Source organism: Variovorax sp. P1_H2 (genome assembly GCF_056405295.1).
The window spans coordinates 1-17,007 of sequence record NZ_JBFUCJ010000135.1 but is presented as its reverse complement, the minus strand read 5'-3'; the positions used below and the strand labels follow the sequence as shown (position 1 = coordinate 17,007).

Genomic DNA, 17,007 nt, shown 5'->3' with positions numbered 1-17,007 from the left:
GGGCTACAGCGGTCTGAACTTTCAGGTACGTGGCGGTGTGCAGCTCACCGCTATAAAGTCGATGGTCGATCAACTGACGGCGCGATGAATTAGCTCAGCGGGCATATCTTTGTACTTCGAACGCTGGCATGGTGATTTTGAACCGCGCAGCTCGAAGACCTCGTCGATGACATGGACGACGAGGAATAGGCCACCCTGAGTGGGTACCACCGTCGGGTTTGAGCTACAAACTGGCGAACCCCTGAGATTCAAACACCATGCCAATGCCCCAAGCAACTCTCCCTCGGAAGACTTGGAGCGCAAACAGACCAAGATTTTGCCGCCGGTCCGCAGGGGCAAAATGCGGGCCAAGAGCGACCTCACGCCGCCATCAGAAGGAAATGGATCATGCATGAGCTGACTTTCCGCACTCTCCTGTACCGCTACTTCTTTTTCGAGTGGCTCTTCCTGGACGTCACGCAAGGCAGCCTCATCGAGCGCTCAGCGGCCTGGCGGCACAATCAATCTCAAGCTCACTGGCTTCTCAATTACATGCGACGCTGGCTGTGGTGCGCCGTGCTGTTGTACGGGTTGGGGGGGATTGTCGAAATCCTGATTGGCGCGCCGGCGGTATCGGCGCTGTTCTATGTGCCGAGCGCCTTGAGCGTTTCGGTGAATGCGGTGATCGCGGCGGCTTGGCTGGGGCTCAAGACCTTGTAGGAGCCCTCTCTGAGATCGCGGCCCCGGGTCGAAGAATCAGAAGTTGTAGGCTTTTTCGCCGTGATAAGCGAGGTCGAGCCCTTGTTCCTGATCTTCGTCGCTGGCACGGATTCCGATCGTGTACTTTTGGATCGTCATGATCACGAAGGCCACGAACGCGGACCCCAGAGCAGGGTGATGTCCATGTCTTGCAACTGCGCGATCATCTGCGCCCCGGCATCGAAGTCCCCACCGTGCTTGCCGGCCACGTAGTCATAGACGCCGGTGCCGCCAAAGGCCGGGTTGACGAAAAATCCAGTGCCCAGCGACCCCAGGATGCCGCCGATGCAGTGCACGCCGAACGTGTCCAGGGCGTCGTCAGGAACGCAACGCCCCGCTGAGCCCGTGGCCTCGAGAGCGGAACCCGCGTTGAAGCCGAACCAGCCCATCCACAGCATGCCGGTTCCGATCGCCGTCATCATCATGCTGTGCGGCGCCGTCGACACCCTGCCGTAACCATCCCGCCTGCGCAGGACCAGGGCGCACACCAGCGCCGCAATCCCTGAGTTGACGTGCACCACGGTGCCGCCGCGAAGTCCAATGCGCCCAGCTGGAAGACACGACGCGCTGTACGCCTGGTGCAAGTCGCGCCAGGCCCAGACAGGCACGTGACCGCTATTCAACCGAGCGCGGGTTCCGAGCGCACCGCTCGAACGGAGAGCCAGATGAATCGTGAATCGAAACCCACACGCCGAGATTTCGTCACAACGGCCGCGGCAGGCGCAGGAGCCTTCGCCCTGTCGAGCGGCGCCGTCGCTGAACCCGCCCCTTCGAAGGAGATCACCATGAGCACCGCACCAGCCTTTCAAGCCAGTGACACCTTGAAGCCCTTGCCCTTCTATCCCGCCAAGCTGAGCAACATGTCAGAGCGCCTGATTCGCTCCCACTGGGAAAACAACTACGGTGGCTCCGTGAAGGCCTTGGCGGCGGTGAGGAAGCGCCTGGGCGAAGCGCTGGCCGACAAGGACCTGCCTCCCTACGTCTACAACGACCTCAAGCGCGAACATCTGCTGCGCACAGGCTCTGTCGTGTTGCACGAAGACTATTTCGACAACCTCGGCGGCAATGGCAGCGCGGGCGCCGCAGAGCGCCAGGCGATCGCGCAGGCCTTCGGCAGCTTCGACGCCTGGGAGACGGAATTCCGCCGCATCGGAGCCGGCCTCGGAGGCGGTTCGGGCTGGGTGGTCCTGGGCTTCAATCAGCACACGAGACAGCTTGAAAACTATTGGATGGCCGACCATGCGCATGGGCCCGCGGCCACTACGCCGATCCTGGTGATGGACATGTATGAGCATCTCTACCAGATGGACTTTGGCGCGGCGGCGGCCAAATACATCGACGCCTTTTTCCAGAACATTCAGTGGGAAAAGGTCGGCGCGCGCCTTGCGGCCAGCGGCGCCACCAAGGCGTGAGGCCGTCATGAAGCGAAGTATCGTAGTCGCGACGACCTTGCTTGCGGCCGGTTCGCCTTTCGCAGAGACGTTGCATTTCGACAGGGACGCGGTCGGCCGCCTGCCGGCCGGCTGGACCTGCGGCGTCACGGGTCGCGGCAACCCGCGATGGACCGTCGAGGCAGACGCCGATGCGCCGAGCCTGCCCAACGTGCTGCTCCAGTCGGGTTCCGGTACCTTTCCCTGGTGCGTTCGCGCCGACGCGACCCTCTCCGATGGCTTCGTCGAGGTGAAGTTCGAGCCGATCAGGGGCCGCGAGGACCAGGCCGGCGGCGTGGTCTGGCGGTGGAAGGACGGCAACAACTACTACGTGGCGCGCGCCAATGCGCTGGAGAACAACGTATCCCTGTATTACACGGAAGGCGGCGCCCGCAAGACGCTCAAGTACGTTGACGCGCCGGTGACTGCCGGCACGTGGCATACGTTGCGCGTGGAGTTCGCCGGCAAGCGCATCGTGGTGCTCCTCGACGGCAAGGCGGCCATTGATGTTGAGGACGCGCATATCGCGGGTGCCGGTGCGGTCGGCGTCTGGACCAAGGCGGACAGCGTCATCGCCTTCGACGATTTCAGCTTCGGGTCCGTCAAGAGGCCTTGAAGTGTCGCCGTGTTGCATGGTGCGGTCCCCCGCCGTTTGTTTTGGTCAGGCATTTGCGATCAGTATGGGAAGCATCTCAGCGCTGGTATGAAGCTGCACTCCGCGGCTTTCCATGTCGTCCAGGAAAGCCTGGTGTTGCGCCTCGAAGCCGGTCACCGGGCTCATGCAATCCGTTACCAGCACCACCTTGGCGGGCCTGCCCGAAGGCAGGTTGGCAACGACGTGCTCGGCGGTGGCCTTGACGCAGTGGCTGCTGGCTTCGCCGGCCACGACGATCAGGTCTGCCCGGTCGAGCGCCTCAATCAGCGGCATATTGAACTGGGTTTCCAGATCGCCCGCGTCCGGCACCTCGGCCTGGATGGCGCTGTAGTGCTCGGTCCAGGGATTGCTGCCCTTGGCGACCTTTTGCACCACCCGCAGCTCTCTGTCTTCCCAGGCGTTGTAAGCGGCCTTGACGGCGGGGTGCACGTTGTGGCCCCAGCTGCCGATCTCGCAATGCACGGGCCATACCATCAGCGTGTAGCGGCCCCTTCGCTCGAGTTCGTCGAGGTACGCCAGCGCCCTGGGCAAGGCCTCGGGGTCCCGGGGCTGGTAATCGCCTCCTCGTACTTGGGCAGCCGTAATCGGGGTGAACGGCGCCACGGCGCCACCACCGCGCGCCTGCCAGAACGTGGGGTGTGCGATGTCGAACCGGTGGTGCGAGTCCAGTGTCACGGTGATGCCGTCGATGCCGCCCGCCCCTTCGCGGATGAGGCCGGCCAGTCTCAGCATGTCGGCGTGGGCACCGGCGACCGGCAACGCCGGTTGCAGCTGCGCGCCTGTGGATGCATCTGTCGCACGCCAGCTGGCCGGTAGGTCGCAGAAGTCGTTCTGAGGGTCGATCAGGAGGAGGTGGATGTTGCGTTTCATGGTGAGCTTTCTCCTTTAGTTGCTCTGTACGCGTCTGACTCGGTCATGCGCTGAGCGTTTGGCGGCGTGAGATTTGTGGGTAGCAAGGCCGGCAAGGTGACACTCCCGCGTCTCGCCCGCGCGGCGCCGATTCGAAATCTGATGCTGCATGAGTTTTCGATTACGCCGGCACGATGGAATTCGCGGACGCCGCTCATCGATCGGCGGCCCCGATCAGGAAGATGCGGCAGGCATCACGGCCACACGGCTGTTGGGCGTCATGCGGCGATGCACAGTTTGTCGGGAACGGCCGCGTTGCGCCGTTCAATCTCGGCAGCCCAATGTCGGTTCAGGGCCCGAAGCTCCAATTCGCGACATGCGGAAGCATCGTTCGCACATGATTTGGCAATAACACCTCCTCCAGCGGCTCAATGCCCAGCTCCCGCAACCCTTCCTGAAGGGGACGGAATCCAAGGCGCATCCGAAAAGAGTCGTCAGGCTAGCGACGTTCATTCTTATGGTGCTCACAGATGATGATTGGAGTGTTGCTTYGAGCGACCGCTGGGTCCTTGAGGTAGTCCTCACGCGGGAAGTGGTCTGGCGCCCGAAGGACCACATAGCCGATGAAATCGTACAGGCTGCTTACGTCTCGAACCCATGTCATCGGCGTTCCTCCATAAATTGAGAGCCCCCCGAATGTCGGCTCYTGGCCGTCTAGGCCGACGGCGGGTATTTGTCTACGTTCTCTTCAGTGCGGCCCGTCGCGCAGCGGATCGACGTTCGCGGGCAGCGCATTGAAGTCGATCGCCTTCCACACATAGTCTTTCTGCTGCGACGACAACAGCGCGTAGCGCGGCCAGAAGAAGAAATAGTCGGCCGATGACATGTACGAGGTGTTGTCGAAGATCATGCGCTTCACGCAGCAGGTGAAGTTGGTCCAGTCGGGCCAGGGCGTCTGGCCGTCGAACAGCTGCGTGGGCGCACCGGTGCGCGCGAAGGTCGAGAAATGCTTGATGAAGCGGTCCGACAGTGCCTGGCGGCTGGCCGCGTTGCCGGCGTTCCAGGCGAAGTGCATGAAGTTGGGCTCGCTGGTGACGAAGTTGCCGAACAGCGAGCCGATGTCGATGCCGTGGAAGGCCGAGAAGGTGTCCTGCCAGGGCTGCGGCGTGTCGTTCCAGTTGAAGTTGTAGCGGTAGATGCCGCCCTGCTGCAGGCGCAGCAGGCGCACGACGTTGTCGATCAYGTTGTCCAGCGCGTAGCTGATGGCCTCATGCGTCTGGGTGTAGATCGGCTGGAACTCCGGCTTGATCAGGTCGTTGACCGTGACGGTGCCGGGCGCCGCGTAGTTGGCCAGTTGCCAGTACTCCTGGGCGCTCGGCTTGCCCATGCCGAAGGAGTAGGCGAAGTACGAACCTTCGTCGTGCGTGGAGCCGATCATCAGCGGCATCTTGTTGTAGTTGCCCTCCACCAGCCCCACCAGGCCACTCGCGCGGATCACCGTGCCGTCGGTGAAGTGGCCGGGCACTACCGGGTACGGCGTGAACTTCATGATCTGCGCCGCCGTGGCGCCGCGCAGCAGCGCCGCGACCTCGGCAGGGCTCATGCTCAGGCGCTGGGCCGCGGCCTGCTCGGGCGTGGACGCACGGCCGCTGTCGACCAGCAACTTGTTGACCAGATCGTCGGCGGCCAACTCGCCCACGGCCGACGGGTAGCCATTGGGGATCCCGGACATGCACAAGGCCCGCTGAAACTTGCCGGCCGCCAAGGGCGACTGCAGCAGGCCCCAGGTGTTGATGCAGCCGGCCGACTGCCCGGCCACCGTCACCAGGTTGGCATCCCCGCCAAAGGCGCCGATGTTGGTGCGCATCCAGTCCAGGCCGCGCACCAGGTCCAGCGTGGCGTAGTTGCCCGAGTCGTCCCTGGCATCACCGCTGGCCAGCGCCGAATGCTTGAGCCACCCCAGCATGCCCAGCCGGTACTGCACCGTGACCACCACCATGTTGGCCTTGGCCGCCAGGTAAGCGCCGTTGTAGAGCGGCTCGCGCGCCGAGCCCTTGAGGTTGCTGCCGCCATGGATCCAGAACAGCACCGGCAGCTTGTCGGCGCTGGAGTTGGGCCGCCAGACATTGAGGTAGAGACAGTCTTCGCTGCCCACCGGCTGGTCGAAGGTGGCCGGGTCGGGCTCGCCGAAGAAGCTGCCGACCTGCGCGCACATGGACGCAAAGCTGGTGGTCGCGCGCGAGCCGCTCCAGGGCACCGGCGGCTGCGGCGCACGCCAGCGCAGCGCACCCACCGGCGGCTGCGCAAAGGGCACGCCGAGGAAGGCCTGGGTGTTGCTGGCATCCGCCTTGCCGTAGATCTTCCCGGCGTCGAGCTGGCGGGTCAACTGCTGGTCATAGGCGGCCAGCGCCGGGCTCAGGCCCAGCAGGGCTGCGATGAAAACCGCGCCGGCCAGGGTCAGGCGCCGCCAACGCGCCAGCGGCGCGTGCAGTGGATTGAGGCTCACAGTTGTCTCCTTGTTGTTGTCGCGCGGGAATGCTGCCGGCTCACGTGAGCATTCTGGAAACAATCGAAGGGCCGGGCCTACTGGTCAATCCCCAACTGCGCCTCGGAATCGGCTGATTGACAAATGCGCGCCTGCGCGCTAGAGGCTCAGGGCACCAGGTCGTTGCGCACCGCGTAGAGCACCAATTCGGCCGTACTCCCCACGCCCAGCTTCTGGAAGATGTTGCTGCGATGCGTACTCACGGTCTTGCCGCTGATGCCCATGCGCGCGCCGATCTCGGTGTGCGACAGGCCCTTGATCAGCAGCGGCAACACCTGCTGCTCGCGCGCGCTCAGGCGCCGGTGCGGCGGCTGCGCGACGTGCCCCCGCGGTGTCGTGTCCGTTGTGGGGCCCAGGGCCGCGGCAATCTGGCCGACGGCGTCGACCGTCTGCCGCGTCAGGGCCAGCAGCCGCTCGGTCAGTCCTTGCAACTCGCCGCCCTGAGCGCCGTGCAGCACGCGCGCCGCGTCGGTGCGAATGCTGCTCAGCATGCCGCCCAGCACCTCTTGCACTTCGCGCGCGAAGGCGCTGCGCTGCGCCTCGAGCCTGGCGGCCGTGCGGCTGCTGAAGGCCTGCACCTGCGCCAGCAGGCGGCGCAACTCGGCCTCGTTGTGCATGCGCTCGGTGACGTCGACCCCTACGCCGATCACCGCCGGGCGGCCTCGAAAGTCAATCCGCGAACCGTGCACCTCCACCAGCACCACATGGCCGTCGCGATGCAGCCCGCGGGTGATGAAGTGCATGCTGGGCGGATCGCCTTGCAGGCGGGCCTGCACCCGCTGGCGCACCTCGTCCAGAAAGTCCGGCGGCACGATGCGAGACAGCGGCATGCCGATCAGCTCTTCCGGTGCGTAGCCGGCGATGGCGGCCCAGGTGCTGTTGGCGTAGACGAAGCGGTCGTCCTGGATCACGTAGATGCCGGCGACCGACTGCTCGACGATGGCTTCGAAGGGAATGACTTCCGCGGAATTCATCGCGCAGATCGTAGTACTCGCAAGCCGAAAACTTGTTGACGCAAGCAATGGGGCAGCTCGGCGATGCCACGGCCCTGGCGATGGACCAGCGCCCGCTGTCGGTCACCGTCCAAGGCTGCCAGCGGCGGCGATGATCTGCGCCGCATTCGGGAAGATGGAGAGGCTGTTCGGACCATCGACCGCCTCGATTTGTACCCAGCGGACGATGCCTTCCGCATCGACCAGAAAGTGTCCGACGAGCTGAGTGCCGTGGCTCGCGAAGATGGCACTGTCGATATCGTCCAGTTCGAACCCGTCCTTGGCATTGAGGGCGGCATTGGCTTCCATTGGCTGCGTCGGCGCGGACAGCTCGCCGGTGGGGTTGATCCGCGCCGCAGCGAACTGCGCCATGCTCGCGCGATAGGGCCACTCGGGCTGACCGTTGTCCCCATCAGGCAGGAACTCGAGATGCGGCACGCCGAAAGAATGGTGCGTAAGGCAATCCGGATCGCACAGAAGCGTGACCGGCGTCGGCCGGTACCGGAAATACAGGCGGCAATGCAGACCACGATAGAAGCCGATCAGGAATGGACGTGGTTCCGAAGCAGTTGGCCCGAGGATAGGTCGCTCCAAAACTGTAAACGTCACTCTGCGACGATGAGAGCTCAGGATGCGCCGGGTAAACTGAGCGGATGGTCTTGGCAGCGGTGAAAGAAATGAGGGATGGCCTGCCGATTATCGCGTTCGCATCCCCTGAGGACTGGGGAACGTGGTTGACCCAAGAAGCAGCCACGTCAAAGGGGCTTTGGCTCAAGCTGGCCAAAAAGAGTGCCGCGGCACGAGGTGTCTCCCGCAAGGAAGCCATCGAAGTCGCTCTTTGTCATGGCTGGATTGATGGGCAGCTCGACAAGTACGACAACCAATGGTGGCTGGTTCGATTCACGCCGCGCTCGCCAAGAAGCAAATGGTCGGAAATCAATCGCACGTCAGCGTTGAAACTCATCGAAGACGGTCGGATGCTTGCATCTGGTCTAGCACAGGTGCAGGCGGCCCAGGCGGATGGCCGCTGGGATGCAGCCTATGCACCCCAGAGCACCGCAATCGTCCCCGCGGATTTGCAGGTGGCGCTTGACGCATCTCTTGTGGCCAAGCGCTTTTTCGAGGAACTCGATGGCGCCAATCGCTTTGCAATCCTCTACAGGATACAGGACGCAAAGACGCCGAAGACACGTCTCCAGCGCATCGAAAAATTCGTCGGGATGCTCGCGCGGGGTGAAACGATACATCCCGCCAAAAAGCTCGCAAACGGGTAGCGGGCTGCAAGGTCGGCTTGTGGCTGCATTCTGCCGGGCGATTCAGCGGTTGCTCGCCTGGTCGAACGTCTCGGGCTCCGAGCCGTTCCTGTCCCGATAGACGGCGATGATTTCTTCAGCGCGGTGTGCGCTGGCCGGGGTGGGAGAAGATTTCTCGACGCATTCGCTGCGCTCGGGCTTCGTGACTGAGGCCGGAAGACAAAACATGCCGCTGCAGGAGACGATGGCGATGACGGGGCATCGCAGCACGGACACGGTGGCGGGGTATTTCCGGGCGGGGGCTGTCCAAGCGAGCGCGGTTGCTCGGATGATGACTTTTCGTCCAAAAGCGCACCGCTTTGCAAGATAAGTACGACTACCCCATCATTTGAATCGCTCTCGACGCCGATCGCTCGCTCAGGGGCCGAAACCGCCGACAAAAGCCACGCCACCACCGCCCCACGCGCCCCAATCCGCATTGTTCAGCTCGTCGAGCTGAGCCTCTCGCAGATCCTCGTTGTTCATGCGTTGGTGATATCGCATTTCCTGGTAGACCGAGTACTGGGCCGAGTTGCCGACGAGTGCCATTCCATTTGAGGAATCGCGCATCACGTAGTAGATGACTCCCTTGTACTTGACGGGCGTGACGGTGTCTTTGGGTAGTTTGGCGTAAAGAGCCATCTGTCCAGGAGTGGTCGGTGTAACGATCTTGAAGCCCGCAGCGATTGCGATCTTGTCACGGTCCGGGTGGCCGGTTGCGCAGCCGGCGGCCAGTGCAATCAGCGCCATGGCGCAGATTCTCTTGAAGATGGTTTGGAATTTGTTCATTGGTTTTTCACTTGAAGTTGGCGACAGGTGACCAGACAGCGCAGCATTCCGTTCTCTTTTCGGCGCGGATTGCTCTCGGAGCCTGCCAGAAATGTAACCTCTCGCCGAAGCGCATGACTCCTGTCGCCCCGGATCGCGCTCGCCCGCAGCCATCCTTTGCATGAAGGGTAAGAGCCAGCCAGCGTCGGTGCTCGCGAAGTGCTTGGCCCACGTTGGGGCGAGAGCCTCGGCTGCGGTAAGGAATGCTCCGGCGGCGCCATGTGCGACACCCTCGGCGACTCCAATCGGACGCGTCGTCCCCTCGAAGGCCATCGGTCGCAACATCACCAGAGTGATCGTGCGCATCAACCAGCGCACGGCCATCCTCGGCACTGGCGATGGCGGGGTTGGCGAGTACCGTTCCATGTCCTGCGCCATGTGCTCGATGTCTGAGCATCGTCCTCCTCTTCAACCAGTCTGCGTCAAGAGGGTCCGGTTGTGACGGCACTTCGTCGAAAAGAGGAAATCCAGGCAGGCGAGCCAAGGCTCCGCTTGAAGCCCGTATCGCCCGGTTCAAATGCTACTTACGGACGACTGCGGCGCCGTTGGGACCGGCGCAGCCTGCACGGTAGACGCCATTGACGCAGGCGACCTTCGGTGGCGGCGGTTTCTTGACCGCGACCGCGCCGTTCGGGCCGGCACAGCCCGCACGATAAACGCCCTTGACGCACGCGCCCGCCGAGGCATCCGGCGGAAGTAGGGCCATCATTCCCACAGCTGACGTCGCCGCCAGCAAGTACCTGTATTTCAAAAGTTGCTCCTGTGAACCAGAGGCTGGCGATCACCATCGATACCTGCCGTTGTGCTACGCAGAGAATACCGACAAGGGCATCCACACGCACCTTCCCTTTCGGGCAGTAGCCAAAGGGCTGCCTTCTCCGACCGTGAGAGACGAAGCCCATGGAGTGCGCCCTCCGGCGAGCGTCGAAGGGTTCATCACTGAAGGACGCCGCTCACGCGTTCGAGCATCTCCATGCAGCCGCATCGGAGAACCCAGGCTTCGGTTTGCGTCGGACTTCATTCTGATGAGCGAGGAAATCGACAGGAGCCCCGAGCATGAGTTTCAAGCCATACATGTCGTCGGCGAGCTGCGACGCACGACGGTGTATCGGCAGGCCAGAGCACCGCGTTTGCTGAATGGACTCATGAAGGAGGGTTAGCACCTCCAGATTCTCCACAACTCTGGCCTGACCGGCGATCTCACTGGTGGCAAGGCGCCGAGTCAGAATCTTCGTCGCCCGGACGACCTCGAGCCGCGCCATGAGCGCATCATTGTCCTGTGCCGGTATTGGAGGCAGGCGAGGCGAAAGCTTCGCCCTCATGCTACCTGTCATCGATCGAGTCTTCACACTCAACGACATCGCGACTGCACCCCTCGCACGGGAAGCGATCCCCCCGTGAGACCGTCTTGACGGGCCCTCGAGGTGTCGAATGCGTCGTCGGCCATCCTCTCCGATGCTTGCCGACCATCCCATCGTCTCGAACGTGACCTGGTCCTCGCCAAGCACGAGGTTGCATTTCGCGTCCGCATCGACGATTCGCTGATTCCTCGCATCTCGAAGGTTGTTCGCCTTGACGTACGCCCACATCCTTTTCACCACCTCGGCGCGAGCATGAGGCGTGGTGTCGATCACGGCGGTCAGCTCGGCACCAGGTATCAGGGCCTTCGAGAAAGGTGGGGTCGCTGCGCGCTTGGCAGCGAGTTCCTTTTGTCGCAGTTGCCGTTCGAACGCTCATCCTGAAGATAGAGGCGCCAAATGCGACGGAAGCCCCACTCGGTCTCTGCGGGGCGCCCGAATCATCAAAAAAACCGCCTCGAGCGAGCCGGTCAACTCACTGAGCGTGGACCCGAGGAGGCAAGGACCGCGCTTGCCTTGCAGTGAACCAGTGACGACGCAGCGGACCTCCTGCAGCGGCGAGCCCGATGCGTGGCCCAAACGTCTCGCGAACGCCTGCCGAGGCCGCACTGCGTATCGCCCGTGCGATGGCCGACATGCCGTCAAGCGCGAGGACGTCCCATGCCAGATCCTTTGGCAAACGAGTGCACCCGCCTCCGAAGCTCCTGTCCTGCTCATCTGAAGCCCTCGTCCTTGACGCTTTTCGCTTTGACCGAGCGTAGCAGCAAGCTCGCTGGCGCATACCTTCGCCGTCTACTGCCCGAAGGGGATCGGTGAACCCTGTCACGGAATCACTTCGTTCGCGTTCCGTGCCGCGCGGCGACACTGACACGCCGGCTTGCGTCGTGTTCTTCCCGTAGCCGAATCCGACGCCGACTGCCAACTGGCCGCCGAACAGCTTCGAGTCGGGTGCGTGCGTCGGCTGAGCGAGAATCAACGATGTGCACGATCTGACATCGAGCGTGACACTGTCACCACGAGGCGTCGACCTGCCACGGGACGCATCGCCGCTGTAGTAGTAGCCTTGTACCGGCAAAGACCAGCCGGGCGTAGCCGGCATTGCTGCCAGGCTCGCGTACTGGCCGGAAAACCAGAACGGCACCCCGCCTTCGTCGGCGCGGGCGGCCGCCCAAGGTAGCAGCGCGAGGCCAAGGGCCCAAAGCGCCTGCGCGCCTTGGTCGGTGAACGTGCGCACGGGAAACCTATGTGTCTTTGCCATCGTTGTCTCGCTGCTCCAAATGAGTTCGACCTCTGGTCAATTGCGTGGGGCTACCTGTAGCATGTCGTGTCCGCGCAACCCCAGTCTTTCCGGATGAATACCGGCGCCCGCGGCATCTCCAGTTGGAAGCTACGCCTCGACGGGCCTGAGGCAGGCGCGCTGAATTGGACATGGCATCCTCCGGAAGGAAGGCTTGTTGGCTGAGCGCAAGAACCCGATCTTGCGTAGCCCCCTGGAACATCGACAGAAAGCCGCACGGCGGTCACCTCGTCAGCTTCCAGGGCCAGGACATCTGCCGCGGTGACCAAGTCGCAAGCCACACATGCGTCGAAGGAACGGCGTTCGAGCGAAATCGGACGATGCGATCAAACTGAGGATATTGGAGAAGGCGCCCGAGCGCACCTTCCCCAAAGGGCAGTAGACGGCGAGCTCGGGCGCGTTCAAAGTACTTGGGGACCGATGAGCATCAACACCCTGCCTATGCAGCGGTCGTCGATGAGGACCAATGCCTTTACCCATCACTCGCGTCGTCCTCGCGGCAGGAGCGGCGCGATGGACTCGGTCGAGGGTCTGCAAAGCGGACTTCAATGGGCCTCTCAAGAAGGCTCCCTGGGTCCCCACCCGTTCTGGAGAAATTTGAATGAACCTCAACCTGAAAAGGACCAGCTATCGGCTTGGCTATGCCTTGCTGGCGGCCTCGACACTGCTGGCATCCCATCGCATTGCACTGGCCCAGGAGACATCGGCGCCGGTCGCAGCACCCGCGAAGGCGTTCAAGGACGAGCGCGCCCTCGGTCTGCTCAAGGCCATGAGTGACACGCTGGCCGGGGCGAAAACCCTTGGATTCAAGATACGCGGCATCGTCCCGACGCCCTCTCCGACCGGGCAGTACGTCAGCCTGTTCGCCTCTTCGCGCGTGGTGATGCAGCGGCCCGACAAGCTGTTCGTGGCGGCACGTGGAGACCTGTTCCCGAGCGACATCGTCTACGACGGCAAGACGGTGACCGCAATCGGCGTGGACCGTAAGTTCTATGCGCAACGCGAGGCAGCGGGCGGCGCCATCGAATCACTCATGAAGAGCGAGCTGCCGGGTTCCGACGCCACGACACCGTTTCTGGATCTTCTCGTTCCGGACCCCTATGCGTTCTTGACGAAGGATCTTTCCAGCGCGTTCTGGGTCGGTCAATCGACCGTCGGAGGCGTCAAGACGGATCACCTGGCGTTCAGTGCCGAGGGACTGGACTGGGAAATCTGGATCGGTGCCATCGACAAGCTGCCGCGCCTGATGGTCATATCCTACCGCAGCGGCGATCGTCAACCGACGTTCACCGTGGAGTTCTCCGATTGGAAGCTCGGCGCACCCGTTGCGTCGCAGACCTTCAACGCGTCAATCCCCAAGGGTGCGGTGAAGCTCGAGTTCAAGCAGATCGACCAGGTCAAGTGAGCACGCAAAGGGCAATGTGATGAAGCAAATCAAGACACTCGTCATCAGCGTCGCGATCGTGGCCGGCACGCTCGCTCCCTTGTCTGCCGCGAATGCATGGGTCGCCGCTGCGGGCGGCTGGCGCGGCGGAGCGGTTGCGGTCGGTGGCGTGCACCGTCCCTACTATCACCCCTACTACCGTCCCCCCGGCTGCTACGGCTGCGGTGCTGCCGCCGGTGCGGTCGCCGGCATGGCGGTGGGCGCCGCGATCGCGACAGCGGCGCGCCCCGCCACGGTCGTGGTCCAACAGCCAGCGGCCATCGTCGTCCCGCAGCCCGCCTATGGGGTCCACCCCAACTTGCCGATCGGCACCCAGGTGGCGCAGATGCCCGGTGGGGCGAGGGATATGGTCGTGAACGGCACCCACTACTACCAGGCCGGCCCGAATTGGTACAAGCCCTATTTCGGGTCCAGCGGCGTCTACTACGAAGTCGTGCCTGCACCATAGGGCAGTCCGGCATGGCTCGCTCATCAATCTACAAAGGACAACAGAAAGTCATGAAAAAGGTACTTCTTGGCGTGGTGATCGCCGCCGCCTTCGCCACAACGGCTTTCGCGCAGCCCTACAAGATGACGACACCTATCGCGCCGGGCGTCTCCGTGCCGAACAAGATCGAATCCTCGATCGGGACGCTGAACCTCGACTACGGCTACCCGTCGGCCGAAACCGTCGACAAGATCTACGACAACCTGGACCGTTCGCGCGCCCTTCAGGCCTATCTGCTCGCGATCCCGATCGTCAATCAGGCCGGCATGCGCGAATCGCTGCGCAAGTTCGGACCCGACAACCAGACCAACGTCATCTGGGAAAATCTGCTCGATTCGAAGACCGTCGCCCTGACCGGCAACGACAACACGATCTACAACTTCATGTGGGTCGACACGAGCAAGGGTCCGGTGGTGGCCGAGATTCCGCCCAAGGTGCTCGGGACGGTCGACGACTTCTGGTACAAGTGGGTGGGCGACATCGGCATCACCGGGGCCGACAAGGGCGAGGGCGGCAAGTACCTCCTGTTGCCGCCTGGATTCAAGGGCGACATACCAGCCGGGTATCACGTCTTGCGGCCGAGCACCTTCGGCAGTTACTTCGTCTTTCGCTCTTTTCTCGTAGACGGCTCAACCCAACCCGCGGTCGAATCGGCCAAGAAGAACCTGCGCCTCTATCCCTTGGCCGAAGCCGCCAACCCGCCGCAGATGAAGTTCGTCAATGCCTCGGGGCTTCCAGCGAACTTCGTCGCACCGGGTGACTATTCGTTCTGGAGCTTGTTGAACCAGGTCATCCAGGAAGAGCCGGCGGAGGGTTCCGACCCGACCACCCTGGGCCTGTTCGCCTCGATCGGCATCGTCAAGGGCAAGCCCTTTGCGCCCGATGAGCGGATGAAGAAGATCCTCACCGACGCCGCCAACATCGGCGCGGTGACGGCACGCACGATCGCCTTCAAGATTCGCCCGAAGGATGCGTATTTCTATCCGGACAGTGCGTGGCGCCTGCCGTTCCTGGGCGGCTACAAGTTCGAGTCGGCGCCCGGTGTCAGCAACCTGGACGGTGCCGTCTTCTTCTACTACTTTGCCATCGCCGTGACGCCGGCGATGGAGGAAAAGATGGTGGGCCGTGGGTCGCAGTACCCCTGGTCGGTCCAGGATGCGAAGGGCAACCCGTTGGATGGCGGCAAGAACTACAAGCTGCGCCTGCCTCCCAACGTCCCGGTCAAGGATTTCTGGTCGGTCATCGTCTACGACAACCAGACCCGCTCGATGGTGCAAACCGACCAAAAGGCCCCGAGCGTCAGCAGCCAGAGCAAGGGCGTCAAGACCAATGCGGACGGCTCGGTGGATGTCTACTTCGGACCCAAGGCCCCGGCAGGAATGGAGAACAACTGGGTGCAGACGATTCCTGGCAAGGGCTGGTTCACGCTGCTGCGCCTCTACGGTCCGCTGGAACCGTGGTTCAACAGGACGTGGCGGCCGGACGAGATCGAGCTGCAACCCTGATCGACTCCGGCACGAAGCTGGTCAGGAACTCAACGGCGGCCCGTGAACGTCCGCCGTTTTGCATTCGGGCGCCGCGTCAAGTCGTCCGTCGTCAATGACCTATCTCTTGGCCAATGCCGCGGGATCCACGGAGAGAGCCAGCGCCTCGGCGTACACGGCATGGAGCTGGTCGCCCACCCTGATCAGCCTCATTTGGCCGGGGTCGCGTACCTTCAGATCGACGACTTGATTCGGTCCGCGCAGCGTGACCGTCTTTGCCCGGGTGTTGACGGCGATCACGTCGGCTGTGACTTCGACCTGCTGCGCGACCGTCCCTGCCGGCCAATCGCCTGCCGCGGCTCGCGCGGCGTCCTCGGTCCGGACGCTGCTGCGAAGTTCCGTGCCGTCCTTCCAGAGTGCGAGCGACAGCGCGTCCAGATAGCGCACCGTGACGCGGTCGCCGACCTTGACTTGCGCGAGGTTGCGTACATCGGGACCGGCCGTCAGGGGGATCAGCTTGCCCTTGCGGCCCTTGAGCACCACCCGACGCTGCATCAGATCGACTGCCTCGACAGTGCCGGTGATCTTCGTGGCGCGGGCGAGCGTCGCCTTGCCTGACATCGGTTCGGCCATGGCCACGGGGTTGGCGACTTGCTTGTGCTGTGCGGGAGCAGGCATCGAGAGTGCGCTCAGCAGCCAGGCGATGATGAGAATCCGTGGATGGTTCAAGCTGAACCTCGGCATCAGCAGCTGCTGCCAAGCTCGGTCTTGCTTTTGCGCAGCGGCTTGATGTCGCGGGCCATCAGCGGCGTGACCACCCGGCGGGTGACCTTTCGCAGATCGGCGTCGGTGTCGTCGCCGTTCCAGGAAACCTCGAAGGACAGCTCGCCGCGCGGCAGACTCCAGCGTTCGATCTTGATGTGGTCTGCCTCGATGCGCAGGACCTGGCTGCTGCAGCCGAAAGGCTTTGCCGCGAACCGGGCCGGCAGCACGTTCGCGAGCGAGCCGCCGGCATCGCAACTGCACGAATAGCTCTTCTGCGGCAGGCCTTCGGCCGTGAAGCCGATGTCGATCTCGGTCTTGTGCTTCGTGTACGGCTCGAACGGACAGCGAGAGCGGGCCGCTGGCCGGGAACGGTACGGCGCTCCGGAGCTTGTACATGGCTTCGGTCCGCTGTCCGGAGCTGCGTTCCCGGGCGATGGCGCGGGTGCCCGGCGGCAGGTCGGTCGGCTGCACGACAGAGAAGTAGCGCACCGTGAAGGCCTTCCGCTTGCCGTGCGGGAGATCGAGCAAGGCCACAACCTCCTCCATGCTTCGCGGACCGCCTTCCGATGGGTCCCAGCGGATCGCGAACTCGGCACCGTCGGCGGCGAGTGCCGCATGTGCCAGCAGCGGCCATGCCGCCGCGGCGACCAGTGTCCGGGCGAAGCTTGCAGACGTCGCCGCCATTCAGTGCTTCTTTCCCTTGTGCTTCTTCGGCTTGTCGGCCGCCGCTTCGGCGTCGCCGTTGAGCACCAGCTTGCTCGGATCGAGCTGGCGCTTCTGCAGGTCGTGCAGCAGCCCGGCATCGCTGAGGTCGATCTTGTGGGAAGACTCCCAGTCGCGTTG

Annotated in this window: 17 protein-coding genes and 2 pseudogenes; 9 read left to right on the top strand and 10 right to left on the bottom strand. The window is 63.3% G+C overall.

Going from position 1 to position 17,007, the window contains the following annotated elements; translation table 11 throughout:
* Window positions 1-387: 387 nt before the first annotated feature.
* Window positions 388-699: a hypothetical protein gene (locus tag AC1D2E_RS30645; protein WP_478200885.1), complete on the top strand. Its 312-nt coding sequence runs from the start codon at window positions 388-390 to the stop codon at window positions 697-699.
* A gap of 36 nt (window positions 700-735) precedes the next feature.
* Here AC1D2E_RS30645 and AC1D2E_RS30640 read toward each other — a convergent pair whose 3' ends face one another.
* Window positions 736-837: a hypothetical protein gene (locus AC1D2E_RS30640; protein WP_478200884.1), complete on the bottom strand. Its 102-nt coding sequence runs from the start codon at window positions 835-837 to the stop codon at window positions 736-738.
* Between the two features lie 2 nt (window positions 838-839).
* Window positions 840-1,259, bottom strand: coding sequence for a hypothetical protein (locus AC1D2E_RS30635; RefSeq protein WP_478200883.1), 420 nt, complete (start codon window positions 1,257-1,259; stop codon window positions 840-842).
* A gap of 144 nt (window positions 1,260-1,403) precedes the next feature.
* On the opposite strand from AC1D2E_RS30635, the pseudogene AC1D2E_RS30630 reads away from it, so the two are divergent.
* The 3 genes and pseudogenes from AC1D2E_RS30630 to AC1D2E_RS30620 form a co-directional block, all read left to right on the top strand.
* Window positions 1,404-1,487: pseudogene (locus tag AC1D2E_RS30630) on the top strand (ubiquinol-cytochrome c reductase iron-sulfur subunit N-terminal domain-containing protein); the annotation flags it as partial.
* A gap of 36 nt (window positions 1,488-1,523) precedes the next feature.
* Window positions 1,524-2,150, top strand: a complete 627-nt coding sequence (locus tag AC1D2E_RS30625; protein ID WP_478200888.1) for a superoxide dismutase — start codon at window positions 1,524-1,526, stop codon at window positions 2,148-2,150.
* 7 nt (window positions 2,151-2,157) lie between these two features.
* Complete coding sequence (locus AC1D2E_RS30620; RefSeq protein ID WP_478200882.1) at window positions 2,158-2,784, top strand: hypothetical protein; 627 nt, start codon at window positions 2,158-2,160, stop codon at window positions 2,782-2,784.
* 45 nt (window positions 2,785-2,829) lie between these two features.
* Here AC1D2E_RS30620 and AC1D2E_RS30615 read toward each other — a convergent pair whose 3' ends face one another.
* The 4 genes from AC1D2E_RS30615 to AC1D2E_RS30600 all read right to left on the bottom strand — a co-directional run bounded on the left by AC1D2E_RS30615 (window position 2,830) and on the right by AC1D2E_RS30600 (window position 7,647).
* Window positions 2,830-3,693 (bottom strand): cysteine hydrolase family protein, encoded by an 864-nt coding sequence (locus tag AC1D2E_RS30615; RefSeq protein ID WP_478200881.1) that lies wholly within the window; start codon window positions 3,691-3,693, stop codon window positions 2,830-2,832.
* A gap of 727 nt (window positions 3,694-4,420) precedes the next feature.
* Complete coding sequence (locus AC1D2E_RS30610) at window positions 4,421-6,178, bottom strand: carboxylesterase/lipase family protein (RefSeq protein WP_478200880.1); 1,758 nt, start codon at window positions 6,176-6,178, stop codon at window positions 4,421-4,423.
* A gap of 146 nt (window positions 6,179-6,324) precedes the next feature.
* Window positions 6,325-7,191, bottom strand: coding sequence for a PAS domain S-box protein (locus AC1D2E_RS30605; RefSeq protein WP_478200879.1), 867 nt, complete (start codon window positions 7,189-7,191; stop codon window positions 6,325-6,327).
* Window positions 7,192-7,293: 102 nt separating this feature from the next.
* Window positions 7,294-7,647 carry a hypothetical protein gene (locus tag AC1D2E_RS30600; RefSeq protein WP_478200878.1) on the bottom strand — a complete coding sequence of 118 codons (354 nt, stop codon included), beginning with the start codon at window positions 7,645-7,647 and terminating at the stop codon, window positions 7,294-7,296.
* Between the two features lie 230 nt (window positions 7,648-7,877).
* Here AC1D2E_RS30600 and AC1D2E_RS30595 point away from each other — a divergent pair, with 230 nt between their 5' ends.
* Window positions 7,878-8,483, top strand: a complete 606-nt coding sequence (locus AC1D2E_RS30595) for a YdeI/OmpD-associated family protein (RefSeq protein ID WP_478200887.1) — start codon at window positions 7,878-7,880, stop codon at window positions 8,481-8,483.
* 109 nt (window positions 8,484-8,592) lie between these two features.
* Window positions 8,593-8,832, top strand: a pseudogene (locus AC1D2E_RS30590) (site-specific integrase); the annotation flags it as partial.
* Between the two features lie 47 nt (window positions 8,833-8,879).
* Here AC1D2E_RS30590 and AC1D2E_RS30585 read toward each other — a convergent pair.
* Both AC1D2E_RS30585 and AC1D2E_RS30580 read right to left on the bottom strand, forming a co-directional pair.
* Complete coding sequence (locus AC1D2E_RS30585; RefSeq protein WP_478200877.1) at window positions 8,880-9,290, bottom strand: hypothetical protein; 411 nt, start codon at window positions 9,288-9,290, stop codon at window positions 8,880-8,882.
* 992 nt (window positions 9,291-10,282) lie between these two features.
* The gene (locus AC1D2E_RS30580; protein ID WP_478200886.1) at window positions 10,283-10,972 is read right to left on the bottom strand and encodes an SWIB/MDM2 domain-containing protein; all 690 of its coding nucleotides are present in this window, start codon (window positions 10,970-10,972) and stop codon (window positions 10,283-10,285) included.
* Between the two features lie 1,613 nt (window positions 10,973-12,585).
* On the opposite strand from AC1D2E_RS30580, the gene AC1D2E_RS30575 reads away from it, so the two are divergent.
* From AC1D2E_RS30575 to AC1D2E_RS30565, 3 genes are read left to right on the top strand one after another with little or no spacing between them, the layout of a single operon-like run.
* On the top strand, window positions 12,586-13,389 hold the full coding sequence (locus AC1D2E_RS30575; protein WP_478200876.1) for a DUF2092 domain-containing protein: 804 nt from the start codon (window positions 12,586-12,588) through the stop codon (window positions 13,387-13,389).
* A gap of 19 nt (window positions 13,390-13,408) precedes the next feature.
* Window positions 13,409-13,876 carry a hypothetical protein gene (locus tag AC1D2E_RS30570; RefSeq protein WP_478200875.1) on the top strand — a complete coding sequence of 156 codons (468 nt, stop codon included), beginning with the start codon at window positions 13,409-13,411 and terminating at the stop codon, window positions 13,874-13,876.
* Window positions 13,877-13,926: 50 nt separating this feature from the next.
* Window positions 13,927-15,420, top strand: coding sequence for a DUF1254 domain-containing protein (locus AC1D2E_RS30565; protein ID WP_478200874.1), 1,494 nt, complete (start codon window positions 13,927-13,929; stop codon window positions 15,418-15,420).
* A 99-nt stretch (window positions 15,421-15,519) separates the two neighbouring features.
* On the opposite strand, the gene AC1D2E_RS30560 is transcribed toward AC1D2E_RS30565, so the two are convergent.
* Window positions 15,520-16,128, bottom strand: a complete 609-nt coding sequence (locus tag AC1D2E_RS30560) for a hypothetical protein (protein WP_478200873.1) — start codon at window positions 16,126-16,128, stop codon at window positions 15,520-15,522.
* Between the two features lie 14 nt (window positions 16,129-16,142).
* A complete protein-coding gene (locus AC1D2E_RS30555; RefSeq protein WP_478200872.1) occupies window positions 16,143-16,391 on the bottom strand; it encodes a hypothetical protein in 249 nt (82 codons plus the stop codon).
* Window positions 16,392-17,007: the final 616 nt, after the last annotated feature.